Annotated in this window: 24 protein-coding genes; 15 read left to right on the top strand and 9 right to left on the bottom strand. The window is 61.4% G+C overall.

What is annotated here, in order from left to right:
- Window positions 1-97: 97 nt before the first annotated feature.
- Both ACSBQQ_RS14140 and ACSBQQ_RS14135 read right to left on the bottom strand, forming a co-directional pair.
- On the bottom strand, window positions 98-1,699 hold the full coding sequence (locus ACSBQQ_RS14140) for an ABC transporter substrate-binding protein (protein WP_060429213.1): 1,602 nt from the start codon (window positions 1,697-1,699) through the stop codon (window positions 98-100).
- Between the two features lie 127 nt (window positions 1,700-1,826).
- Window positions 1,827-2,207, bottom strand: coding sequence for a winged helix-turn-helix transcriptional regulator (locus ACSBQQ_RS14135; RefSeq protein ID WP_060429211.1), 381 nt, complete (start codon window positions 2,205-2,207; stop codon window positions 1,827-1,829).
- An 85-nt stretch (window positions 2,208-2,292) separates the two neighbouring features.
- On the opposite strand from ACSBQQ_RS14135, the gene ACSBQQ_RS14130 reads away from it, so the two are divergent.
- A complete protein-coding gene (locus ACSBQQ_RS14130; protein WP_060429209.1) occupies window positions 2,293-3,060 on the top strand; it encodes an NAD(P)H-dependent oxidoreductase in 768 nt (255 codons plus the stop codon).
- On the opposite strand, the gene ACSBQQ_RS14125 is transcribed toward ACSBQQ_RS14130, so the two are convergent.
- Complete coding sequence (locus ACSBQQ_RS14125; protein ID WP_019454278.1) at window positions 3,057-3,305, bottom strand: hypothetical protein; 249 nt, start codon at window positions 3,303-3,305, stop codon at window positions 3,057-3,059. The genes ACSBQQ_RS14130 and ACSBQQ_RS14125 overlap by 4 nt on opposite strands.
- Before the next feature lie 193 nt (window positions 3,306-3,498).
- On the opposite strand from ACSBQQ_RS14125, the gene ACSBQQ_RS14120 reads away from it, so the two are divergent.
- The 3 genes from ACSBQQ_RS14120 (at window position 3,499) to feaR (ending at window position 5,690) form a co-directional block, all read left to right on the top strand.
- Window positions 3,499-3,903 carry an Exc2 family lipoprotein gene (locus tag ACSBQQ_RS14120; protein ID WP_060429207.1) on the top strand — a complete coding sequence of 135 codons (405 nt, stop codon included), beginning with the start codon at window positions 3,499-3,501 and terminating at the stop codon, window positions 3,901-3,903.
- A 107-nt stretch (window positions 3,904-4,010) separates the two neighbouring features.
- The gene (locus tag ACSBQQ_RS14115; protein WP_049196452.1) at window positions 4,011-4,652 is read left to right on the top strand and encodes a DsbA family protein; all 642 of its coding nucleotides are present in this window, start codon (window positions 4,011-4,013) and stop codon (window positions 4,650-4,652) included.
- A gap of 138 nt (window positions 4,653-4,790) precedes the next feature.
- The gene (gene feaR, locus ACSBQQ_RS14110) at window positions 4,791-5,690 is read left to right on the top strand and encodes a transcriptional regulator FeaR (protein ID WP_041033541.1); all 900 of its coding nucleotides are present in this window, start codon (window positions 4,791-4,793) and stop codon (window positions 5,688-5,690) included.
- Between the two features lie 33 nt (window positions 5,691-5,723).
- Here the strand turns inward: feaR and ACSBQQ_RS14105 are convergent, their stop codons facing one another.
- Complete coding sequence (locus ACSBQQ_RS14105; RefSeq protein WP_060429205.1) at window positions 5,724-7,223, bottom strand: aldehyde dehydrogenase family protein; 1,500 nt, start codon at window positions 7,221-7,223, stop codon at window positions 5,724-5,726.
- A gap of 159 nt (window positions 7,224-7,382) precedes the next feature.
- A complete protein-coding gene (gene leuE, locus ACSBQQ_RS14100; RefSeq protein ID WP_049213765.1) occupies window positions 7,383-8,021 on the bottom strand; it encodes a leucine efflux protein LeuE in 639 nt (212 codons plus the stop codon).
- Between the two features lie 237 nt (window positions 8,022-8,258).
- On the opposite strand from leuE, the gene ada reads away from it, so the two are divergent.
- Both ada and ACSBQQ_RS14090 read left to right on the top strand, forming a co-directional pair.
- Window positions 8,259-9,314, top strand: coding sequence for a bifunctional DNA-binding transcriptional regulator/O6-methylguanine-DNA methyltransferase Ada (gene ada / locus ACSBQQ_RS14095; protein WP_049213767.1), 1,056 nt, complete (start codon window positions 8,259-8,261; stop codon window positions 9,312-9,314).
- Window positions 9,311-10,024 carry a 2OG-Fe(II) oxygenase gene (locus ACSBQQ_RS14090; protein ID WP_060429203.1) on the top strand — a complete coding sequence of 238 codons (714 nt, stop codon included), beginning with the start codon at window positions 9,311-9,313 and terminating at the stop codon, window positions 10,022-10,024. The genes ada and ACSBQQ_RS14090 overlap by 4 nt, the downstream gene beginning before the upstream one ends.
- On the opposite strand, the gene tehB is transcribed toward ACSBQQ_RS14090, so the two are convergent.
- Entirely contained in the window at window positions 10,019-10,882 is an 864-nt protein-coding gene (gene tehB, locus ACSBQQ_RS14085) for an SAM-dependent methyltransferase TehB (protein ID WP_060429201.1), read from the bottom strand. The genes ACSBQQ_RS14090 and tehB overlap by 6 nt on opposite strands.
- 177 nt (window positions 10,883-11,059) lie before the next feature.
- On the opposite strand from tehB, the gene ACSBQQ_RS14080 reads away from it, so the two are divergent.
- Window positions 11,060-12,163, top strand: a complete 1,104-nt coding sequence (locus tag ACSBQQ_RS14080; protein ID WP_049213770.1) for a DUF1615 domain-containing protein — start codon at window positions 11,060-11,062, stop codon at window positions 12,161-12,163.
- Window positions 12,164-12,216: 53 nt separating this feature from the next.
- Here ACSBQQ_RS14080 and ACSBQQ_RS14075 read toward each other — a convergent pair whose 3' ends face one another.
- Window positions 12,217-13,896 carry an alpha-keto acid decarboxylase family protein gene (locus ACSBQQ_RS14075; RefSeq protein WP_060387330.1) on the bottom strand — a complete coding sequence of 560 codons (1,680 nt, stop codon included), beginning with the start codon at window positions 13,894-13,896 and terminating at the stop codon, window positions 12,217-12,219.
- A gap of 675 nt (window positions 13,897-14,571) precedes the next feature.
- Here ACSBQQ_RS14075 and ACSBQQ_RS14070 point away from each other — a divergent pair.
- The 4 genes from ACSBQQ_RS14070 (at window position 14,572) to ACSBQQ_RS14055 (ending at window position 16,728) form a co-directional block, all read left to right on the top strand.
- Window positions 14,572-15,000 (top strand): universal stress protein, encoded by a 429-nt coding sequence (locus tag ACSBQQ_RS14070; RefSeq protein WP_049213771.1) that lies wholly within the window; start codon window positions 14,572-14,574, stop codon window positions 14,998-15,000.
- 207 nt (window positions 15,001-15,207) lie between these two features.
- Window positions 15,208-15,798 (top strand): lipid IV(A) palmitoyltransferase PagP, encoded by a 591-nt coding sequence (gene pagP / locus ACSBQQ_RS14065; protein ID WP_025301698.1) that lies wholly within the window; start codon window positions 15,208-15,210, stop codon window positions 15,796-15,798.
- Between the two features lie 127 nt (window positions 15,799-15,925).
- A complete protein-coding gene (locus ACSBQQ_RS14060) occupies window positions 15,926-16,414 on the top strand; it encodes a DUF2501 domain-containing protein (RefSeq protein WP_033637239.1) in 489 nt (162 codons plus the stop codon).
- A gap of 50 nt (window positions 16,415-16,464) precedes the next feature.
- Window positions 16,465-16,728, top strand: coding sequence for a putative hemolysin (locus ACSBQQ_RS14055; RefSeq protein WP_004940597.1), 264 nt, complete (start codon window positions 16,465-16,467; stop codon window positions 16,726-16,728).
- A gap of 35 nt (window positions 16,729-16,763) precedes the next feature.
- Here ACSBQQ_RS14055 and ACSBQQ_RS14050 read toward each other — a convergent pair whose 3' ends face one another.
- Window positions 16,764-17,381 (bottom strand): hypothetical protein, encoded by a 618-nt coding sequence (locus ACSBQQ_RS14050; protein WP_033637240.1) that lies wholly within the window; start codon window positions 17,379-17,381, stop codon window positions 16,764-16,766.
- A gap of 172 nt (window positions 17,382-17,553) precedes the next feature.
- Between ACSBQQ_RS14050 and ACSBQQ_RS14045 the strand changes: the two genes are divergently transcribed.
- Complete coding sequence (locus tag ACSBQQ_RS14045) at window positions 17,554-18,336, top strand: DeoR/GlpR family DNA-binding transcription regulator (protein ID WP_060429199.1); 783 nt, start codon at window positions 17,554-17,556, stop codon at window positions 18,334-18,336.
- A gap of 2 nt (window positions 18,337-18,338) precedes the next feature.
- Entirely contained in the window at window positions 18,339-18,722 is a 384-nt protein-coding gene (locus ACSBQQ_RS14040; protein WP_033647378.1) for a VOC family protein, read from the top strand.
- Here ACSBQQ_RS14040 and ACSBQQ_RS14035 read toward each other — a convergent pair whose 3' ends face one another.
- Window positions 18,723-19,631: a LysR family transcriptional regulator gene (locus ACSBQQ_RS14035; protein ID WP_033637243.1), complete on the bottom strand. Its 909-nt coding sequence runs from the start codon at window positions 19,629-19,631 to the stop codon at window positions 18,723-18,725.
- A gap of 125 nt (window positions 19,632-19,756) precedes the next feature.
- Here ACSBQQ_RS14035 and ACSBQQ_RS14030 point away from each other — a divergent pair, with 125 nt between their 5' ends.
- Together ACSBQQ_RS14030 and ycaC are read left to right on the top strand one after the other, a co-directional pair.
- On the top strand, window positions 19,757-20,638 hold the full coding sequence (locus ACSBQQ_RS14030) for a pirin family protein (RefSeq protein WP_060429198.1): 882 nt from the start codon (window positions 19,757-19,759) through the stop codon (window positions 20,636-20,638).
- A gap of 118 nt (window positions 20,639-20,756) precedes the next feature.
- Window positions 20,757-21,383: an isochorismate family cysteine hydrolase YcaC gene (gene ycaC / locus ACSBQQ_RS14025; protein ID WP_004928476.1), complete on the top strand. Its 627-nt coding sequence runs from the start codon at window positions 20,757-20,759 to the stop codon at window positions 21,381-21,383.
- Window positions 21,384-21,508 lie beyond the last annotated feature (125 nt).

The raw sequence follows: 21,508 nt of genomic DNA, 5'->3' as shown, positions 1-21,508 counted from the left end.
CGTAAGTTGTGAAGCTAATGGACGATAGATTCAGAGGCTGGCAGCTTAATAAGTAGCGAAGCAAATAGCGCCGCAGCCCTCGCTGCGGCGCCCGGGATCAGTTCAATTTGGCCTTGGCGAAATCGCTGCCGTTCACGTCCACCACATAGCCGCTCAGGTTGCTGCGGGTGGCGTAGAACACTTTGCCGGTGGCCAGCGGCAGCCACGGCACCTGTTTGGCGAAGATCACCTGCGCCTGTTGATACAGCTTGGCGCGCGCCTGTGGCTGGTTCTCCAGAATCGCCTGCTGGATCAGCCGGTCATAATCCTTATCGCACCAGCGCGCCACGTTGGCGCCGCTCTGCACCCCGGCGCAGCCGAGCAGGGTGGCGAAGTTGTCCGGATCGCCGTTGTCCGACACCCAACCGTACAGCGCGCTCTGCTGCTCGCCTTTGCGCAACCCGGCCAGATACTGGCCCCACTCCCAGGTGACGATCTTGGCTTTCACGCCCACCTTCGCCCAGTCGCTCTGGATCATCTCGGCGATGCGCTTCGAGTTCGGGTTGTAGGGGCGCTGCACCGGCATCGACCAGATATCGGTCTCAAAGCCCTGCTCCAGCCCGGCCTGCTTCAGCAGCTCGCGCGCCTTCTGCGGATCGTAGGCGTATTCCGGCAGTTGATCGTTGTAGCCCAGCATGCCCGGCGGCAGCAGCGAGTTGGCCGGCGTGCCGCTGTCTTTGAACACCGCGGCGACGATCGCTTTCTTGTCCACCGCATAGCTCAGCGCCTGGCGCACCAGCAGGTTGTCGAACGGCTTTTTCTGGGTGTTGAACGCCAGATAGCCGACGTTCAGCCCGGTGATGTCGTGCAGCTGCAGGTTGCCGTCGGCCTTGATGGCGGCGAACTGTTCCGGCAGCGGCGCGGGGATAATCTGGCATTCGTTGGTTTTCAGTTTGGCCAGCCGGGTTTGCGGATCCGGCGTAATCGAGAAGATCAGGTGCTTGCTGGCCACTTCGCCCTGCCAGTAGTGCGGATTGGCGATGTAGCGGATCAGCGAATCCTGCTTGTACTGCTGCAGCGCGAACGGCCCGGTGCCGATCGGCCAGTTGTCGACGTATTCCGGCGTGCCTTTTTTCAGCATCGCGTCGGCGTATTCGGCGGACAGGATCGAGGCGAAATCCATCGCCCAGTCGGCGACGAAGGCGGCATTGGGCTGGCTCAGCGTGAAGCGCACGTGATGCTCGTCCACCGCTTCCACCTTGGCGATCAGCTTATCCAGGCCCATGTCGGTGAAGTATTCATAGTTGCCGCCGGAGACCTTGTGATACGGGTTAGCCGGATCCTTCTGCCGCATCACGGTGAACACCACGTCTTCGGCGTTGAAGTCGCGTGTTGGGGTGAAGTATTTATTGCTGTTGAATTTCACGCCCTGGCGCAGGGTAAAGGTGTAGGTCTTGCCGTCCGGGCTGACGCTCCACTCGGTGGCCAGCGAAGGGGCGGGGGTTTTATCGCTTTCGCGCAGCGTCACCAAGCGGTTGTACAGCACCTGCGAGGTGGCGATAAAGGTCGGCCCGGAGCTGGCGAGCTGCGGGTTGAACGATTCCGGCGAGGCGACGGTGCAGTACACCAGCGCATCGGAAGCGGCCAGCGCGCCGCCTGCCGACAACAGGCTGCAGCCAGCCAGCACCAATCCGGCGATAGGGTGTTTTGAAAACGTCAAGGCAAGATCCTCAGGTGGGGGGGCCGTTAGCGGCGAATTGATTTAACTATAGATAACGGATGGCGCGACGGGGAACAAGCGTCTCAGCTGCGCATTCTGTGCGCCCCGCGTTGCCAGGCAAACCGCTTTAATCGGCCGCGCGCTTGCGGTCTGCATCATAGCGCTTGCGGGCGGCGTCCAACTCGGGGAAATGGTATTCCGCCCATCGGTCGAGCGCCGTCAGCGTCTCGACCAGCGAGCAGGCGACGGCGCTGAGCCGGTATTCCACATGCGCCTGATTCCTTTCACTTAAATCCAAGCGTTCGAGCAGCCCGTTGCGTTCCAGCTGGCGCAGCGTTTGCGTCAGCACCTTCTGTGAAATGCCGTCGATGCGGCGCAGCAGTTCGCCGTTGCGCATCGGCCGCTGCGCCAGCGCGGGCAGGATCAGCATCACCCACTTGCCGGAAATCAGCGCCAACGCATCGCGCGCGGAGCATTTACTCGAATAGACGTCGCCGGGATAGGCCATGGGGGGGTTACCTTCAGGTGCGTAATTGCCAAGGGTGCGATAAAGCCACAGCATAGCAGCACCACCTTACAGCGGGAGACACAGGATGAACGTGCTGATTGTGCTGGCTCACCCCGAGCCGCATTCTTTCAATGCCCATTTGGCCGAACAGGCGCGGCAGGCCTGGCTGGCGCAGGGGCACCAGGTGAAGACGGTTGATCTGTATCAGGAGGGGTTTGATCCGCGTGAAGGCGCAGACCATTACCCCAGCAGAAAGCAGGCGGACAGATTTGATGCGATGCAGGAGCAGCGCCATCACTGGACGACTCAGGCGCTGCCGGCGGAGATCCGGCGGCATATCGAGCTGCTGCGCTGGGCGGACACGCTGGTGCTGCAGTTCCCTTTCTGGTGGTTCGGCGCGCCGGCCATCCTCAAGGGCTGGATGGATCGGGTGTTCGTTTACGGCGGGATCTACGACAGCCGCCACCGCCATGAAAACGGCGTGATGCGCGGCAAACGGGCGCTGCTGACCGTCACCGCCGGCGCCTCCGCTCAGGCCTGCGCGCCGAACGGGCGCGACGGCGATATGCGGCTGATGCTGTGGCCGATCATGCATGCGTTGCAGTATATCGGCTTTAGCGTGCTGGAGCCGTTCCTGGTTTATGGCGTGCGCGGCGGGCTGACGGGCGAGGCGCTGCAGGCGCAGAACGCCGCTTTGGCGCAGGTGACGCAGGCGTATCGGGCTGGCTTAGGCGATCTTGCCGCCTGGCCGGCGGTGCGGTTCAACCGCAATGACGATTTTGACGCCGATCTGGCGCTGAAGCCCGGTGCGCCGGTCTATAGCCCGTTCGTGCGCCACCGCGATCCGGTTTAGAAACCGGCCTTCAGCAGTTCCTCGCGCAAGTCGTCGATAATCGCCGGTTCGATGTCGGGGAACTGCTGCTGAATATCGGCGATGGCTTCGGCCACGCTCGGGCCGGCAAAGGTGCCGGAGAAGGGCAGCAGCGGCAGATTGGCGTCGCTGTCCGGCAGTTCGCCGCGGATAGTGCCGGTGATCATGCCCGCTTTTTTTTCCGCCGTGAGGTCGTACTCCCCCACGTTTTTGTCGATCGGTTTCATTGGCCGCCTCGCTGTCGGTGAGTGTTTACCCTGTTCGGTTAAAGCATAGTGTTTCAGGCAATGAATACCAATCAATGTATATAATATTAATATAAAACAATGTGATGCGTATTTTGTCGTTTGACGTTTACCGGGGGCCGGCGCTATGCTCTTGGCGCTAAAGGAACCTTCCTCACTGACAGGGACAGACGACATGAAAAGACTGAAAAGCGCGGCGCTGTTGTTGCCGCTGTTGGCGCTCAGCGCCTGCACCCACCACCTCAGCAGCGCGGAGCGGCATGCCAAGCACTACGTTTATCAAACGCGCGACGACTTCGACCCGCAATTCCGCACCGATGTGAACAGCAGCATTAAAAACGCCGTGCCGATGTTCGAACAGTTCTACCAGCAGGGGAAAAAGGATCGCGCGGCGGGCGTGGCGCGCAGCGAGGCGCAGAAAAAGGCCGATTATCTGGCCAGCCCGGAATTCCAGCAGAACATGGAACACAAAACCATTTTCATCAATCGCGCCTACAGCGGCTCCGACAATCCTAAACGCCGTCAGGTGCTGTCGCAGGAAGCGGTGGGCGCCTACTGGGACGGTTACGAAGGCCGCTGACTGAATCCCACATAAACAGAAGGTAATAAAAACTGGCCTTCTGCCGGTTATTTGATTATAAAAACCGCCGCTAAGGACGATGTTCATAATCGAAACCAGGAGTGTTTATGTTGGCAAACGTTAAGCGTTCGTTCGCCGCCGCCGTCGTATTGATGTTGGCGCTGCCCGCGGTTCAGGCCGCGGATTACCGTGCGGGCGAGCAATACACCCGGCTGGATAAGCCGGTAGCCGCCGCGCCTGCGGTGGTGGAGTTCTTCTCCTTCTACTGCGGCCCTTGCTATCAGTTCGCCGAGACCTACCGGGTAGGCAGCACCGTGGCGCAGGCGCTGCCCGCCGGCGAAAAAGTCACCAGGTATCACGTCAGCCTGATGGGCAAATTGGGCAATGAGCTGACCGAAGCCTGGGCGGTGGCGACGGTGCTGGGCGTGGAAGACAAGATTGAAGGGGCGATGTTCGACGCGGTGCAGAAACAGCGCGCCGTCAATAGCGCCGAAGATATTCAGCGGGTGTTCACGGCGGCCGGCATCGATGCCGCCACCTATGAAAACGCGCGCCACAGCCTGCTGGTCAAAGGGTTGATCGCCAAGCAGAACGAAGCGGTGAAGGCGTTCGAGGTGCGTGGCACCCCGTCGTTCTACGTAGCCGGCAAATACAAGATAGACAATGCCGGCATGGCCAGCACCAGCGTTGAAGGCTACGCCAAAGAGTACGCGGCGGTGGTGCGGCATCTGTTGGATACGCAGCCTTAAGGCGATGCCTCCCCGACGCCCGATGATCTGTGATCGCGGCGCCAAATCCCCGGCTCGCCATTGATTGTGTGTTAACGGATTGTTATGGTGGTTTTCTGTTCAACGGCGCAGCACCGCTGCTGTTTGAAGGGAGAGATCATGACGGCATTGGCAACGCTCCGGGACGTCGGCTTCGAAGAGTGGCTGGGCAAAATCAACACCGCCTGCGGCAGATTCTGCGCAAAAACGCTGGGGCCGGGCTTCAGCGGGGCGATGCAGGAGTTTCGCGCCCATGCGCTGCGCCTGAGCGTGGTCGACGTGTCTCAAGCCCGGCTGTACCGCACGCCGCGCGAGATCGCCCGCAGCGACGGCGCGCACTTTTTTACCGTCTTCCAGCTGCGCGGCAGCGCGTTGATGGAGCAGGGCGAGAGCCAGACGGTGCTCTCTCCCGGCGACATCACGCTGATCGACGCCTCACGGCCCAGCAGCTTCACCTTCCAGCGCGATTCACGCCAAATCTCCCTGCTGTTGCCGCGCGGCTGCCTGCCGGTGCCGCCGCCTTGCGCCCAGCGTCTCGGAGCAGAGCTCAGCGCGGTGCGCCTCAGCCGCCAACTGGTGCTGAGCAGCATGCAGGATCCTCAGCTCGCCGCGGCGGAAAGCGAGGCGGTGCTGAATGCGCTGGCGGCGCTGCTGCGCCCGGCGCTGGCGCTCGAACAGGCGCGCCCGGAGGGGCAACAGCCGGTTTTCGACAAGGCGCTGGCGTTGATCGACAGGCATATTCAGTCGCCGCAGCTGCGCCCGGAATGGGTGGCGGCCGAGTTGGGGGTGTCGCTGCGCAGTCTGTATCGGCTGTTCGCCCGTCAGGGGCTGGTGGTGGCGCAGTACATCAGGAACCGCCGGCTGGATCTGTGCGCGCAGGCGCTGCGCAGCGCCGCCGGGCAGGAGAAGCTGGCCGGAGTCGGCCTCGACTGGGGTTTTGCCGATCACAGCCATTTCTCGACCGCTTTCAAGCAGCGTTTCGGCATGTCGCCGAGCGAGTACCGTCGGCAGTATCAGTAAGCCAGGGCGCGGGCCAGGCCCGCGCCGCTTCACTCAATAGCGGACGCAGACCGATTTCGACTCGGTGTAAGCGTCCAGCCAATCCGGGCCGAAATCACGGCCGCTGCCCGACTGTTTGAACCCGCCGAACGGCATGTTAGGGTCGATCAGCGTATGGGTGTTGACCCACACGGTGCCGGCCTGAATGCGCGGCGTCAGCGCCATCGCCTGCTGCAGGCTGGTGGTCCACAGGCTGGCAGTCAGCCCGAAGTCGGTGTCGTTGGCCTTGCTCAGCGCCTCTTCGGCGCTCGCCACCCGAATCAGGTTGACCACCGGACCGAACACTTCCTCGCGCGTCAGGTTCAGCCTGTCGTCCGGGTTGATCACCAGCGTCGGCGGAATGTAGAAGCCATTGGCATCCGGCCCGGCCGCGCCGCCGATAAGCTCGGCGTTTTTCGCCCGGGCGTCGTCCAGGTAGGCCGCCACCTTGTCGCGGTGCGCGAGCGACACCAGCGGGTTGATTTGCGCGCCGGTATCCATCCCCGGCCCGACCGACAGCGATTTCACCGCCTGTTCGAAACCGGCCACCAGCTGGTCATAAATCGGTGCTTCGATATAAATCCGCGAGCTGGCGGCGCACACCTGCCCCTGATTGAGGAAGCTGCCGAGCATCAGGCCTTCGATCACCTGCTGTGGATCGGCATCTTTCAGCACGATGGCCGGGTTTTTGCCGCCCAGCTCCAGCGTCACGCGGGTCAGGCGATCCGCCGCCGCGCGCGCGATGCTTTTGCCCACCGGGGTGGAGCCGGTAAAGCTGACTTTGGCGATCAGCGGATGTTCGGTCAGCGCCTTGCCGCACACGGTGCCGCGGCCGGTGACCACGTTGAACACGCCCGGCGGCACGCCGGCTTCGCTCGCCAGTTCGGCCATGCGCAGCAGGGTGAGCGGGGTGGTTTCCGACGGCTTGATGACGATGGAGCAGCCCGCCGCCAGCGCCGGCATCACTTTCCACATGCCGATCATCAGCGGGAAGTTCCAGGGCACGATGCCGGCGACCACGCCGATCGGCTCTTTACGGGTATAAACCTGATATTTGGCGCCCGGCGGCATCGGAATGGAGACGTCCAGCGTCTGGCCGGTGATTTTGGTCGCCAGCCCGGCGGTGTAGCGCATCCAGTTCAGGGTGCTGCCGACTTCGAAGGCGCGGGCGATGTTGATGGACTTGCCCTGTTCCAGGGTTTCCAGCTGCGCCAGCTCCTCGGCGTGCTGTTCCACCAGATCGGCGAAGCGCAGCAGGATGCGTTCTCGTTCTACCGGCAGACGCTGCGCCCAGACGCCTTCGCTGAAGGCTTTGTGGGCGGACTGCACCGCCAGCGCGACGTCGTGTTCGTTGGCATCGGCGGTGGTGGCGATCTGCTGCCCATTGGCGGGGTTATACACCGCCAGGCGGCCTTCCGCGGCAGACGCGCGCCACTGGCCGTCGATATACAGCCCATGCTGACGATCGAGAAAACGCGACACACTATCCAGCACGGCTACGGTATTGTCAGACATACATCCTCCGATCAGGCTCATCAGGTTATCGTTAACCCTGCAAGTCTAGATCAGCGGAAAAGCGGCGGCTTTGGTCTGCCTGACATTCGGTTTGCCCTGCGTGTCATTTTGCCGTGACGGAAGGGTAAACCGCGGCCGGCGGGCGCTGGCCGGGAGGGATCACGAGCTCAGGGTCGCCAGACGGGTAGCGAAGCCGAGGAACAGCAGGCCGATGAGGCCGTTGCCGAGCTTCGCCAGGCCTTTCTTGTGATTGAAGAAATGCGCTAGCATCGCGCCGGAGAAGATCAGCGTACTCATGTAGATAAAGCTGACGGCTTCGAGGATCAGCGCCAGAATGGTGAACGACAGCCCGGTGTGCGCGTAGTTGAAGTCGATGAACTGCACGAAGAACGACACGTAAAACAAGATAGCTTTCGGGTTGGTCAGGCTCAGCGTCAGCGACTTGCGCAGAATGCTGTGGCCGCCTTCACTCTGCTGCTGTTGCGCCTGCGCCTTCTGCACGAAGGTGGCGTAGAGGATTTTTGCGCCGAGGAACAGCAGGTAAATCGCGCCGAGAAAACGCACCAGGGTAAACAGGAACGGCGTGGTGCGGATCAGCGAAGCCACGCCGATATAGGCGCAGAAGATCAGGATTGCATCGCCGATGAACACGCCGAGCGCCGCGGTGTAGCCGGCGCGCACGCCGCGCGATACGCCGGTTTTCAGTACGTACAGCGTATTCGGCCCCGGCAGAATGATAATGAAGACCACCCCGGCCAAATAGGTCCATAAATTCAGGACGCCAAAACTCTCTAACACAATAACCTCTCCATGCGCGCAACTAACAGGCAAAAACACTGGCCACGCCCGTGACCGGCCGCGATCCTAACGCTGTGCAACCGGGTTGGCAACGTAATAAACTTCATGTTGTTGGTTAAAAATTGTCGAAACATTGCTGAAAACGTCGGCGCCGAATTAAAAAGCAAGAGTCGGCGTGTTTCGCCAACGGCCCGTCACTATGCTGGTTAACATCGAAACCGCAGTGAGGAACGGATGATGAAAAACGTAATCGACAGCGCCGATCCGCGCTGGCTGGCGATCGTCAGCCGCGACAAGCAAGCCGACGGCCGCTTTATCTATGCGGTGAAAACCACCGGCGTGTATTGCTCGCCTTCTTGCCCGTCACGCCAGCCGAATCGGCAAAACGTGGAGCTGTTCGACGATGCCGAGCAGGCGGAGGCGGCGGGTTATCGGCCCTGCAAACGCTGCCGCCAGGGGCTGACGCCGTTGACCGAGCAGCATGCGCGGCAGATAGCCGAGGCCTGCCGCTATATCGAACGGGCGGAGAAAGCGCCGTCGCTGCAGGCCCTGGCGCGCCACGTCGGGTTGAGCCAATACCATTTCCACCGGCTGTTCAAAGCGATCACCGGCCTGACGCCGAAAGGCTATGCCGACGCGCAGCGCAGCCAGCGCTTGCGCACCGGTCTTACGCAGCAGGAGACGGTGACCGACGCGATCTTCGACGCCGGCTATGGCGCCAACGGCCGCTTCTACCGGCAAGCCAACGCCGCGCTGGGCATGACGCCGAAGGCCTACCGGGCGGGCGGTAAAGGCATGCGCATCCATTTCGCCGTCGGGCGCTGTTCGCTGGGCGAGATCCTGGCGGCGCAGAGCGAGGTGGGCATCTGCGCCATTCTGCTGGGGGACGATGCGCAGCGGTTGGTGCAGGATCTGCAGGACAAATTTCCCAATGCCGAGCTGATCGGCGGCGACGCGCAGTATGAAGCGCTGATGGCGCAGGTGGTGGGGTTGATTGAAGCGCCGGAGAACGGGTTGGCGCTGCCGCTGGATATTCGCGGCACCGCGTTTCAACAGCGGGTCTGGCAAGCGCTGCAGACGATACCGGTCGGCGAAACTGTCAGCTATGCCGACATCGCCCGGCGCATCGGCGCGCCCAAAGCGGTGCGCGCGGTGGCCGGCGCCTGCGCCGCCAACGTGCTGGCGGTGGCGATCCCCTGTCACCGGGTGGTGCGCAACGACGGCGCTTTGTCCGGCTATCGTTGGGGCGTCGAGCGCAAGAAAGCCTTGCTGGAAAAAGAGGCGCAGCGATGAGCCGCTCGCTGGCGGCGCGGCTGGCCGAATTGGACTGGGCGGCGATTGAACGTGAACTCGATGCGCAGGGCTGTGCGCGGTTGCCTGGCGTGCTCAGCCAAGAGCTGTGCCGCGAGCTTTCGGCGCTTTACCCGCACGATGCGCATTTTCGCAGCCGCATCGTGATGGCGCAGCACGGTTTTGGCCGCGGCGAGTACCGGTATTTCGCCTACCCGCTGCCGCTGCCGGTGGCCGAGGCGCGCAGCCTGATGTATGCGCGGCTGGCGCTGGTGGCCAACCGCTGGAATACCTTATTGGGCCTGGCGGCACGCTATCCCGCCGAACACGAGGCCTACCTGGCCGAATGCCACCGGGCCGGCCAACGGCGGCCGACGCCGCTGCTGTTGCGTTACGAAGCGGGGGATTACAACTGCCTGCATCAGGATCTGTACGGCGAGCGGGTGTTTCCGCTGCAGGTGGCGTTTTTGCTCTCCGCCCCCGAACGGGATTTCACCGGCGGCGAATTCGTGTTGACCGAACAGCGGCCGCGGATGCAGAGCCGGCCGGAGGTGGTGCCGCTACAGCAGGGCGACGCGGTGGTGTTCGCCGTGCATCATCGCCCGGTGGCGGGGGGGAAAGGCTATTATCGGGTCAATCTGCGCCACGGCGTCAGCCGGGTACGTTCCGGCCAACGCCACACGCTGGGGGTGATCTTTCACGACGCGCTATAGCTTGCGCGCCAGCAGGGTGGCGAAGCGCAGCGAGATACGGTTGCCGGCGGCGTCGGTCTTGTGCAACTGGCCGACGTCCTCGTTGTATTTGAGGATCTCCCAGTCGCGATAATAATGCTGCAGTTCACCCGGGCTAAAAGTGAACGGGAACGGCAGCGGGCAGGGATAATCCTCGCTATCCATCGCCGCCACGATCAGGTTATGGCCGCCGCGTACGGTGCTGCCCTGCATGTTTTGCACGATATGCGGAATTTGCTGGCGTTCGAGAAACATCATCACCACTGTGGACAGGATGAAGTCGTATTCGCCGCTGAAGCGGTGGGTATTGAGATCCTGCACCCCGGCGCTCAGGCGGGTCAGCTGCTCGGCGTCGATGATCTGATTGAGGCGGTCTATCGACGGCGCGTGCTTGTCCCAGGCGGTGACGTCGAAACCCTTCAGATTGAGATAGAGCGAATTGCGGCCGCCGCCGCAGCCCAGATCCAGCGCCTTGCCCGGCGCGATGCGCGCCGCCGCCTCGATCACTTCGGAGTGGGTGCGCGTCAGTTCGTATTTCTTGTGGTAGTAATCTTCCGCCGTGCAGTAAAACGCCAGCCGGCAGGTCATGTCGTCCGAGAAGGAAACGATGCGATGCCACTGCTGCGGTGCGATAAACGGCGGCTGGCTTTCGGGGCTGAACTGCCAGGTCTCGGTGGTGGCGCCGTCCTCGGTCATCATGGCGAACGTCAGGCTGCCGCTTAGCACGGTGAGCTTCGCCCAGGTGCCGCTCTGGGTGTTGTGGCGCTGGCGGAAGGCCTCCGGCAGCGTGTCGCTGTTCCATTCCGGCAGGGTTTTATAGCAAAGCAGCTGCTGCTCCATAAGGGGCTCCTCTGGCTGGGCAAGCAAAGTGATTTATATGATGTATATAAAATACATCTTTATCGAGCGTTTGAACATAGCGGCCTGACGGAAAGGCGTGGCATATCTTTATACTGGATTGTGCGCGGCGGCTGGGCTAATTTCAGTGCTGTTCATGTCATCACGTTCAGGGAAAAGATGCCGATACCTCGTTTATTCCACCCGATATCCTTCCGTTGGCTGAGCCTGGCCGCGCTGCTGGCGCTGGCGGGCTGTACCAGCAAAACCACCACCACGGCGCCGACGGCGCGCCCCGCCGATGTCAAAGCCCGGCTGCTGACGCTGATCCCGGCCAACGCCGGCGATCGTCAGGGCTGGGCCACCGATATTACCGCCGCCTTCGCCGCGCAGGGCATCGAGCCGAGCGATGAGAACCTGTGTTCGGTGCTGGCGGTGACCGAACAGGAGTCGACGTTCCGGGCTAACCCGCAGGTGCCGGGGCTGCCGAAGATCGCCTGGAAGGAGATCGACCGCCGCGCCGATCAGATGCACATCCCGAACTTTTTGGTACACACCGCGTTGAAGATTTCGTCGTCGAACGGGCAGAGCTACAGCGAGCGGCTGGATAAGGTGCGCACCGAGAAGGATCTGAGCGATATCTTCGATGACATGATCGACCGCGTGCCGATGGGGCAGAAGCTGTTCGGCCATTTAAACCCGGTACATACCGGCGGCCCGATGCAGGTGAGCATCGCCTTCGCCGAGGCGCACGCCAAAGGGTACCCTTATCCGATCGACGGCTCGATTCGCCGCGAAGTCTTCAGCCGGCGCGGCGGCATGTACTTCGGCATTATGCATTTGCTGGGATATCCGGCCGATTACAGCCGGCCGATTTATCGCTTTGCCGACTTCAACGCCGGCTGGTACGCCAGCCGCAACGCGGCGTTCCAAAACGCGGTCAGCCGGGCGAGCGCCATTCCGCTGGCGCTGGACGGCGATCTTATCGACTTCGGCAGCGACAAGCCCGGCTCGACCGAGCTGGCGGTGCGCACGCTCGGCAAGCGCCTGAACATGAGCGACAGCGCCATTCGCCGGGCGCTGGAGAAAGGCGAGACGGCCGACTTTGCCGACACCGATCTGTATAAGAAGGTCTTTGCGCTGGCGGGCGGCAAGTTGCCGCGCGAGATGCTACCGGGCATCCAGCTGGAAAGCCCGAAAATCACCCGCAAGCTGACCACCGCCTGGTTCGCCAAACGGGTGGATGAACGCCGCCAGCGCTGCATGGCGCGCGCCGGCGGGTAACCCAAAAGAAAACGCCGCCGGTGGCCTGAAACCATCGGCGGCGCGATCGCGCATCAGGCGCTGCGGCGCGGGTTGGTCAGGCCGAAGTTAAAGCTGTTGCAGCGGTTGCAGAACTCTTTCATCACCGGCGGCGTGTCCATCATCGGCACTTTCACCTCGATAAACGCCAGCCGATCCTGCCGCGAGGCGTGTTCCAGGGCCATTTCCAGCTGTTGCGTGGTTTCCACCGCCACGCTGAACGGCTGCGCCTGGGTATTCAATACCGCCGGCAGTTTGGCGTAGTCCCACGGGCCGATGTCGTTGTAGGACGAGTTTTCGCCGAGGATATACCGCTCGATGGTGTAACCGTCGTTGTTGATCAGGAAGATGATCGGCTTTTGCTCGCAGCGCAGCAGGGTAGACACTTCCTGCGCGGTGAGCTGGAAGGAGCCGTCGCCGATGAACAGCAGGTGACGGCGCTCAGGCGCCGCCATCAGGGTGCCGAGCAGCGCCGGCAGGGTATAGCCGATCGAACCCCAGATCGGTTGGTTGACCACCTTGACACCGCCGGGCATGCGCATGCCGCCGATGGCGGCGCCCGAGGTGCCGTTTTCCACCACCACCACGTCATCTGCCCGGATAAATCGCTGGATCCGTTGCCACAGATAGGCCTGGTCGATGGGGGCGTCGCTCGGCGTCGCCAGCTTTTCACGCGGATCGGGCAGCGGCGCCAGGCGCTGTACCGGCGCGTCTTCGCTCAGATCCAGCAGCGCCTGCAGCAGATCCGCCGTCGCCACCGCCGGATAGGAGGTGCTGTCCAGCTTCAGCGAGAACGGCTGGATATCCACCTGAGCGGCGGCGGGAATTTGCTGCGAGAAATAGCCGGTGGTGGAGTCCACCAGACGCACGCCGAAGCTCAGCACGCAGTCCGAGTGCGCCATGCGTTCATACAGTTCGGGGCGCGACAGGTTGCCGCTGTAGCCGCCCATCCAACCGGCGGTATCTTCCGGAATGATGCATTTGGCGGTCGGCATATTGGTCAGCGGAATGGCAAAGCGGTGAGCGACCTCGATCACCAACCGCTGCAGCTGATAACGATCCACCATTTGGTCGACCAACATGATCGGGCGCTGCGCGCGTTTTATTTTGGTTAACAGCGCCATCGCCGCTAATTGCACATTGTATTTATCGCTGGCCGGCAACTGCGGCGCCTCTGTGGCTGCGGTGATTTCAATTTCGACGTCGCAAATATCGGAAGGCAGCTGTAAATACACCGGTTTCTTCTCTATCCAGGCGCGGGAAATAACGCGCGGAATTTCCTGCGCGGCATTTTCCGGCGTAATCAAGGCTTGAGCAACGGTGAATTGTTTAAAACAGTTCATGACGTTGTCGAAATTGCCGTCGCCCAGAGTATGGTGCAATAGCTGATGATTCTTCATCGCGTGCAGCGGCGGCGTGCCGGCGATGCAGACCACCGGCGAGGATTCGGCATAGGCTCCGGCGATGCCGGACAGCGCGGCCAGATCGCCGACGCCGTAGGTGACGATCAGCGCGCCGGCGCCCTTCATTCGGGCATAGCCGTCGGCGGCGTAGGCGGCGTTCAATTCATTGCAGTTGCCGATAAACGCCAGCCGGTCGTCGCTTTCCAGCAGCTCCAGCAGGCTGAGGTTATAGTCGCCGGGCACGCCGTAAATACGATCGACGTTCAGGGCGTGAAGCTGTTGCAGAATGAATGACCCGATAGTTATTTTCATTGATTGCTCCGGATTATTTATCTTTATTTTGTCAGGCGAAAATCAGCAAAAATAAATTGCTGGCGATGTTGTGTCGTTAGCATTAACAGTTATTTAAAGCGCCGGCTTGTTCAAGAGACGGTGGGCACGCGGTAAATAGACGGTTTGTATTCGGCGCTTTACGCGATTGAGTAAGACATAAAAAGTAGGGATATTGCGTATTGGCGTGCGGCGGTATTTTTCCTTGATGGAATATCAGCAGAGAAACGGCGCCGCGTTGGCATTTATCATGATGCAGGGGGAGTTTACCGGTACTTTTGATGCCGCGTTAAATCCTGCCTGGCGGTGCCCGGCAGTTAGCCTGGAAAAGAAAAGCCGACGCTGACGTAAAGGGGAATTTTGGTGATCCGCCGCACGCTTATTTTAAGAAACCATCACGCAACCAATCAAAAACAAAAAATTAACAACAATCGTTTTTTATTCGTCGGTTTCCGTCAGCTTTGCTTTACGGGGGCGGCGGTGCGCGCCACGTCGGGCCGGCGTTAAAATACGCCGTTGCGGGCGCTAAGATAACGTGGTGGCCATCACATTCCGTGGGAAGTGATACGTAAACTTTTCTCCACGTGCGCGCAGATGGCGTATACCTACCAAAGAGGGCGGTGCCCCAGTGGCACTGACCGACGGGGGGAAAGAGCGATGAAAAGCTATCGACATATTCTGGTACTGATTCACGATGAGCGCGATGGGCTGCCGTTGCTGCGTCAAACGGTGGTGATGGTGCGCGGGCTGCCGATCGCCATCACCGTCGGCCACCTTAACGCCGACTATGCGGAGCTGGAGTACGGCAGCGATGCGCTGGTCAAAGATCGCCAGGCGCAGGAGGTGATCGCCGCCAAGGCGATGCTGAGCCGGTTGGTGAGCGCCGTCGATGCGCCGGTTGCGGTCAAGGAAATTGTCACCATCCGGCGCTTTAAGGACGTCAACGATTTCATTCATCAGGCCGGCATCGATCTGGTGGTGGTCGGGCACCAAAACCGCCTGTTCGGCCTCTATTCCTCATATTCTCTGGAATTTGTGAACCGTCTCGATGTCGATGTGTTGGTCAAGCATCTTGCCCGCGAGTAGCGTGCGACAAAGCGGACTTTTCCCACGGCTTTACCGTCTTAAAGGCGATAGCATGCGGATATCAGTACAGTTTGTTATGAATTATTGGGCATTTTCCGGCGCTAAACTTAACCAAAGCACAACGGGCGTTGGATAAATTAGATACAGCTTGATCTTGCCTGGGCTATCGGTAAAAATCTGCGGCCGTATTTTTACAGGAGCTTTACGATGTTTCTCAAACGGACTCTTTTGGCATGTTCTCTGGCGTTGATATTTCCTGCACTGCCTTCTTACGCTGAGGTTGGTACAGAAAGTGGCAATACCGCGCAGGCTGAAAAACCGGGTCTATGGCAGCGTTTTACCGATAACGTGGCGGAGACCTGGAACAACTCGCCTAACCACGATCTCTATATCCCGGCCATTACCTGGCACAACCGTTGGACTTATGATGATGAACATATCGATAAGTACAACGAACGCCCGTGGGGCGCCGGTTACGGCATCTCCCGCTACGACAGCGACGGTGACTGGCACGGCATCTACATCATGGCGTTCAAGGACTCCTTCAACAAGTGGGAGCCGATCGGCGGCTACGCCTACGAGAAGATCTGGCGCCCGCTGGATGACAAGGATTTCCGCCTGGGGCTGGGCTTTACCGCCAGCGTCACCGCGCGTGACAACTGGAAATACATTCCCATCCCGGCGCCGCTGCCGCTGGCTTCTATCGGCTATCAGCGGCTGACGTTCCAGGCGACCTACATTCCCGGCACCTATAACAACGGCAACGTGTTCTTCGCCTGGCTGCGCTGGCAGTTCTAAACTTCCTGAATTCCGAAAAACGGCGCAGCGGCGAGATTAAAGGAACTTGTCGCCGCCGGCGGCGTCGGAAAGGGTATCCCGGCGCGCTGCGCCGATTGCATGCCGTTATTACAGGAGTTTCACCACTATGATCACCAAACATCGTTTACTGCTGGCTTTGGCGCTGTCCGCTACCCTGGCCAGCGGCGCCAGCCAGGCCGCCGGGCTGATGGATTCCCTCAGCAGCGCGGCGGGCGAACTGAGTAAGTCGGGCGGCGACAGCAGCGGCGGCATGTCGCTCTCCTCGTTGACCGGCCTGCTGAACGGTGGCGACAAGGCGTTGAGCTCCAGCAGCATGACCAATGCCGCCGGCATCCTGCAGTACTGCGTGAAAAACAACGTGCTGTCGGCTAACGGCGCCGAAGGGGTGAAAGATCAGCTGCTCAGCAAGCTGGGCATCACCAGCACCGAAAACGCCAAGAGCCAGGATTATCAGCAGGGCCTGGGCGGCTTGCTGCAGACCGGCGAAGGCAAGAGCCTGGATCTGAACAGCCTGGGCACCTCGCAGATCACCGAGAAGGTGAAGCAAAAAGCCTGCGATCTGGTGCTGAAACAGGGCAAATCCTTTATTTCATGATAAGCGAACGGCGGAGCGCTCCGCCGTTCTTTTTTGCATAAGCTGGAAAAATGAAAAAAACGTTGATGCTTTCCCTGCTGGCAGGGATGACGATGTTGCAGGGGTGTTCCGTGAAATCCAACGATGCGCCACCGCCGCCGCAGGTGAAACCGATCGGCATGGCGAACCCGGCCGACGTGTACTGCACCCAAATCGGCGGCAAGCTGAACGCCAAAGAGAACGCGGCGGGCCAGTATTCCACCTGTACCTTGCCGAGTGGGCAGGAAATTGAAAGCTGGGAGCTGTTCCGCCGCGATCATCCGGTGAAAAAGTAACCCTCGCGGCGCCGGCTTTTCCGCCCGGCGCCCGATCAGAATTGGCGATCGCCTATCGACTGCAGTTGCAGGCTGCCGTCCTTTTGTAGCGTCAGCGGCATGCGCCAATCGCGCTGTTTATCCAGGTTGAACGGCCGGGAGCGGAACATGCAGCCGGTCTTGATGTTCTTGATTTTCATCACGTGTTCCGCGTCCGCATTGATTTTCACCTCGAAGCTGCCGGCGGGCGGAATAAAGACTTCCGCCAGCTGCTGCGGCGCCGTCGGCGTTTCCAGCTTGACCAGCACCGCAAAATCGTTGCCCTGATTATCCAGCGTCAGCCGATGCAGACCGGCCGTGGGCAGCCGCGTCGGCTGATGCAGATAACCCGCTGAGGCGGGCCACGGCTGCCCGGCATTGTCATGCAGCGGCCCGCCGCACTGTTCACGCGCCTCGCGCAGCGGCATTTCGCGCTTTATTGCGCGGTTGTAATCGGCGGGGGCGGCGAGGCTGAACTCGTCGTCATATTGGTGGGCGCGCAGATAGCGCTTGGCGCCGAGCACCCCAACGGCGACCAGCATGAAGAACAAAAATATCCTCAGGCGATTTTTGAAAATCAGCCCGAACAGCTTCCCGGGGAGTTGAAACAGCCACCTTGCGATCGTCAATAACATCGTTTTCCCTTAGCGTCCAAGCCGTTACGTCTGCGGTAACTTCGCTTGCCTCAGTATAGCCAACATCCCGCAGGCGAAAATCCTGCCCGGCGATTTTTCTTTCGCTCACGGTTGTACGTTTGTGTTTGTTTGTGTACATTTGTGATCGCTTTAGCGTCACCGGATTGACACGATGTCCAAACTGCTACCGAATGAGCGCCACCAGGCCATTCTCGACACGCTTCGCCAACAGGGGCGGGTGCTGGCGCTGGAGATGGCGCAGCGGCTGAATACCACCGAAGCCACCATCCGCCGCGATCTGCGCCAGCTGGCGGCGCAGAATCTGTGCAAACGCATCTATGGCGGCGCGCTGGCGCCGACGCCGGCCGAAGGCCCCGTTGCGGCGCGCATGGCGCTCAGCGGCGATGAGAAGCTGGCGCTGGCGCAGACCGCGCTGGGGTTGATCGGTGAAGAGCAGCTGATCTTCCTCGACGCCGGCAGCACCCATCTGTATCTGGCGGATCTGTTGCCGCGCGATCGGCGTTTGACGGTGGTGACCAATGCATTGAGCATCGCCGGTAAAATGCTGGAGCGGCCGGGGCTCCGCACCATCCTGATCGGCGGCGAGCTGGATGCGCAGGTCGGCGGCTGCGTGGACGCCAAGGCGGCGGAAGAGATAGACGGTTTCCATTTCGATCTGGTGTTCACCGGCATCTGCGCCTACGACCCGGACGGCGGCTTTTCCGCGCTGAGCTACCAGGATGCCACGTTCAAAAAGCGGCTGCTGACGCGTGCCGGCAGCGTAGCGGTGCTGTGTACCTGCGACAAACTCAATACCTACGCCCCTTACCCCTTCCTGCCCGCCGGGCGGGTGGATCATCTGGTGACGGCGCGCGGCGCGCACCCGCAGCTCGAGCTGCAGGTGGCGCAGGGCGGCGGCCAGGTTTGGCACAGCGATTTACCGACCGGAGAATGATGATGAAAATAGCCCATGTAGCCCTGTGGACCCGCGACATCGACGCGCAGCTGGCGTTCTGGCAGCGCTATTTCAACGCTGAGGCGGGCGAGGAGTACGTCAGCCGCAACCGGCCGGGGTTTGTTTCCCGCTTCGTCAGCCTGGCGGCCGGGCCGACGCTGGAGATCATGCGCGTGCCGACGCTGTTGCCGGCGCAGGCCCAGGAAGAGCGGGTGGGCTGGGCGCACATCGCGCTGTCGCTGGGGGATGAGCGGCAGGTCGATCGGTTGGCGCAGCGCGCGCAGCAGGAGGGCATCCTGCAGTCCGCGCCGCGCTGGACCGGCGACGGCTTCTACGAGGCCGTCATCCGCGATCCGGACGGCAACGCGATTGAAATCACCGCCTGATCACTCCTCTTCGATGCTGGTGAACTGCTCGCCCAGATAATCGAGCAGCAGCCTTACCGCCGGCAGCAGCCCGCGGCGCGACGGGTAAACCGCATGCACCACGCCGCCCTGCGGCTGCCAGCCGGGCAGCAGCTGGACCAGTTCGCCGCGCAGCATGTCGTCGCGCATCATCATCGCCGGCAGCTGAACGATGCCGGCGCCGGCGATGGCGGCGGTGCGCAGCATCAGCATGTCGTCGGTGACCAGCCGCGGCGTGTGTTCCCACTCCACCCGTTCACCCTGCGGGCCGGTCAGCCGCCATTGGTGCTGAGCGCGCGCGGGGCCGAGATCGAGCGTCGGGTATTTACGCAGGTCTTCCGGCGCGTGCGCCGGCCCGAGGGTGCGCACCAGCGCCGGGCTGGCGGCGACGCACCAGGTGCGCTGCGCCAGGATCTTCAGCACCAGATCGCTGTCTTCCAGCGGCGGCGGCCGCACGCGGATCGCCAGATCCAACCCTTCCCCCACCACGTCCACCCGGCGGTTGGTCGCTTCCAGATGCACCGTCACCTTCGGATAGTCGGCCATAAAGGCCGCCACCATGCTGCCGACGCGGGTGTGCAGGATCGCCACCGGGCAGGACATGCGCACCGTGCCGCAGGGCTCGGCGCGCGTCTGTTCGATCGCCTGCTGCGCCGCTTCCGCTTCCACCAGCATCGCCTTGCAGTGCGCGTAATAGTTTTGGCCGACCTCGGTCACCGAGAAACGCCGCGTCGAGCGCTGGATCAGGCGCACGCCCAGGCGCTCTTCCAGCAGCGCCACGCGGCGGCTGAGCTTGGATTTGGGAATGCCCAACGCCCGGCCGGCGGGGGCGAATCCCTGGTGATCAACCACGCTGGCGAAGAAAAACAGATCGTTCAGATCGGTCAGCATCCTATCCCTTATCGTTCTACCAGTGGAACGCTGAGTGTACATCTTGCCTACTACTGCAGCAAACCCCGACGGATTAAACTTCTGCCATCAACTTAAGGCCGTGAGGCCTGAAACGGGAGTTCAAGATGAAAAAAATCCTCGGTATTCACAACAGCCCGGAAGCACATTGGGTCGGTAACGGTTTCCTGGTGAATTCGCTGTTCTCTTATAACGATTTGGGGGCGGAAATGAGCCCGTTCCTGCTGCTGGATCACGCGGCGCCAACCAAATTCCGCTCTGCCTCCGGCACCCGCGGCGTGGGTCAGCATCCGCATCGCGGGTTTGAAACGGTGACCATCGTCTATCAGGGCGAAGTGGAACACCGCGACTCGACCGGCAGCGGCGGGGTGATTGGCCCCGGCGACGTCCAGTGGATGACCGCCGCCTCCGGCATTCTGCACGAAGAGTTCCATTCGCGGGAGTTCTCGCGCAAGGGCGGCACCATGGAAATGGTGCAGCTGTGGGTCAACCTGCCGGCCAAGGACAAAATGGCCGAGCCGGGTTATCAGACGCTGCTGAACGCCGATATTCCGGTGGTTCCGCTGGCGGACGGCGCAGGGCAGGTGCGGGTGATCGCCGGGGACTTCGGCGGCCACGCCAGCCCGGCACGCACCTTTAGCCCGCTCAACGTGTGGGATATGAAGCTGAATGCCGGCCACACCACCACGCTGACGGTGAAAGAAGGCCATACGCTGGCGTTGGTGATGCTGCACGGCGCGATCCTGGTCAACGGCGAAGAGGTGGTGCGCGAAACCCAAATGGTGCGTTTCGACCGGGCGGGGGATGCGATCACTATCGAAGCCAACAACGACGTCGCGCTGCTGGTGCTGAGCGGCGAACCGATCGATGAGCCTATCGTCGGCTACGGCCCGTTCGTCATGAACAGCGACGCGGAAATCCAGCAGGCGTTCCGCGACTTCAACAGCGGCAAGTTCGGCAGCATGAACGCCGAAGCGAGCGCCGGCTGACCGCAGGCGCCCGAGCCGGGAAGCGTTCCCCGGCTCAGGCGCTACACTTAGACCTCAGCGCCCCGTCCCTGCGGCGGGGCGCTTCATCCGCAACATCAACCCCCACAGGAGTAAAACCATGACTGCAAACTACAAACGCCTCGACAAGGACCAGGCCGCCGTATTGCTGGTGGATCATCAGGCAGGGCTGCTTTCGCTGGTGCGCGATATCGATCCCGATCGGTTTAAAAACAACGTGCTGGCGCTGGGTGATTTAGCGAAGTACTTCAATCTGCCGACCATTCTGACCACCAGTTTCGAAAACGGCCCCAACGGCCCGCTGGTGCCGGAACTGAAGGCCCAATTCCCCGATGCCCCTTTCATTCCCCGCCCCGGTCAAATCAACGCTTGGGACAACGACGACTTCGTCAAGGCGGTAAAAGCCACCGGCCGTAAGCAGCTGATCATCGCCGGCGTAGTGACCGAAGTGTGCGTGGCATTCCCGGCGCTGTCGGCGCTCAATGAAGGCTTTGAGGTCTTTGTGGTGACCGACGCCTCCGGCACCTTCAATGAGCTGACGCGTCAGTCGGCCTGGAGCCGCATGGAAGCCGCCGGCGCGCAGCTGATGACCTGGTTCGGCGTCGCCTGCGAACTGCACCGCGACTGGCGCAACGACATCGAAGGCCTGGGCACGCTGTTCTCCAACCATATCCCGGACTACCGCAATCTGATGACCAGCTATAACACGCTGACGAACGGTAAGTAACGCGCGCGATAGATGGGCAGTATTCCCTGCCCATCATTTGTCGCTGGATTCTGTATAAGTACCAATAATGGTTCACTCGCTATAAATTCCCATCTGTTAATACTTATCTCTTTTTTATTGTGATC

The sequence above is a fragment of the Serratia sp. G204Y genome, assembly GCF_051172435.1.
GTDB classification, from domain to species: Bacteria; Pseudomonadota; Gammaproteobacteria; order Enterobacterales; family Enterobacteriaceae; genus Serratia; species Serratia sarumanii.
The sequence above is the reverse complement of the archived record's forward strand: the minus strand, read 5'-3'. Positions and strand labels throughout refer to the sequence as shown.

Excerpts from the sequence above, each read along its gene's own strand:
- ACSBQQ_RS14135 (WP_060429211.1), bottom strand. The coding sequence starts at position 2,207 with ATGGCCTATCCCGGCGACGTCTATTCGAGTAAATGCTCCGCGCGCGAT.
- ACSBQQ_RS14130 (WP_060429209.1), top strand. The coding sequence starts at position 2,293 with ATGAACGTGCTGATTGTGCTGGCTCACCCCGAGCCGCATTCTTTCAAT.
- ACSBQQ_RS14125 (WP_019454278.1), bottom strand. The coding sequence starts at position 3,305 with ATGAAACCGATCGACAAAAACGTGGGGGAGTACGACCTCACGGCGGAA.
- ACSBQQ_RS14120 (WP_060429207.1), top strand. The coding sequence starts at position 3,499 with ATGAAAAGACTGAAAAGCGCGGCGCTGTTGTTGCCGCTGTTGGCGCTC.
- ACSBQQ_RS14115 (WP_049196452.1), top strand. The coding sequence starts at position 4,011 with ATGTTGGCAAACGTTAAGCGTTCGTTCGCCGCCGCCGTCGTATTGATG.
- feaR (WP_041033541.1), top strand. The coding sequence starts at position 4,791 with ATGACGGCATTGGCAACGCTCCGGGACGTCGGCTTCGAAGAGTGGCTG.
- ACSBQQ_RS14105 (WP_060429205.1), bottom strand. The coding sequence starts at position 7,223 with ATGTCTGACAATACCGTAGCCGTGCTGGATAGTGTGTCGCGTTTTCTC.
- ada (WP_049213767.1), top strand. The coding sequence starts at position 8,259 with ATGAAAAACGTAATCGACAGCGCCGATCCGCGCTGGCTGGCGATCGTC.
- ACSBQQ_RS14090 (WP_060429203.1), top strand. The coding sequence starts at position 9,311 with ATGAGCCGCTCGCTGGCGGCGCGGCTGGCCGAATTGGACTGGGCGGCG.
- tehB (WP_060429201.1), bottom strand. The coding sequence starts at position 10,882 with ATGGAGCAGCAGCTGCTTTGCTATAAAACCCTGCCGGAATGGAACAGC.
- ACSBQQ_RS14080 (WP_049213770.1), top strand. The coding sequence starts at position 11,060 with ATGCCGATACCTCGTTTATTCCACCCGATATCCTTCCGTTGGCTGAGC.
- ACSBQQ_RS14075 (WP_060387330.1), bottom strand. The coding sequence starts at position 13,896 with ATGAAAATAACTATCGGGTCATTCATTCTGCAACAGCTTCACGCCCTG.
- ACSBQQ_RS14070 (WP_049213771.1), top strand. The coding sequence starts at position 14,572 with ATGAAAAGCTATCGACATATTCTGGTACTGATTCACGATGAGCGCGAT.
- pagP (WP_025301698.1), top strand. The coding sequence starts at position 15,208 with ATGTTTCTCAAACGGACTCTTTTGGCATGTTCTCTGGCGTTGATATTT.
- ACSBQQ_RS14060 (WP_033637239.1), top strand. The coding sequence starts at position 15,926 with ATGATCACCAAACATCGTTTACTGCTGGCTTTGGCGCTGTCCGCTACC.
- ACSBQQ_RS14055 (WP_004940597.1), top strand. The coding sequence starts at position 16,465 with ATGAAAAAAACGTTGATGCTTTCCCTGCTGGCAGGGATGACGATGTTG.
- ACSBQQ_RS14050 (WP_033637240.1), bottom strand. The coding sequence starts at position 17,381 with ATGTTATTGACGATCGCAAGGTGGCTGTTTCAACTCCCCGGGAAGCTG.
- ACSBQQ_RS14045 (WP_060429199.1), top strand. The coding sequence starts at position 17,554 with ATGTCCAAACTGCTACCGAATGAGCGCCACCAGGCCATTCTCGACACG.
- ACSBQQ_RS14040 (WP_033647378.1), top strand. The coding sequence starts at position 18,339 with ATGAAAATAGCCCATGTAGCCCTGTGGACCCGCGACATCGACGCGCAG.
- ACSBQQ_RS14035 (WP_033637243.1), bottom strand. The coding sequence starts at position 19,631 with ATGCTGACCGATCTGAACGATCTGTTTTTCTTCGCCAGCGTGGTTGAT.
- ACSBQQ_RS14030 (WP_060429198.1), top strand. The coding sequence starts at position 19,757 with ATGAAAAAAATCCTCGGTATTCACAACAGCCCGGAAGCACATTGGGTC.
- ycaC (WP_004928476.1), top strand. The coding sequence starts at position 20,757 with ATGACTGCAAACTACAAACGCCTCGACAAGGACCAGGCCGCCGTATTG.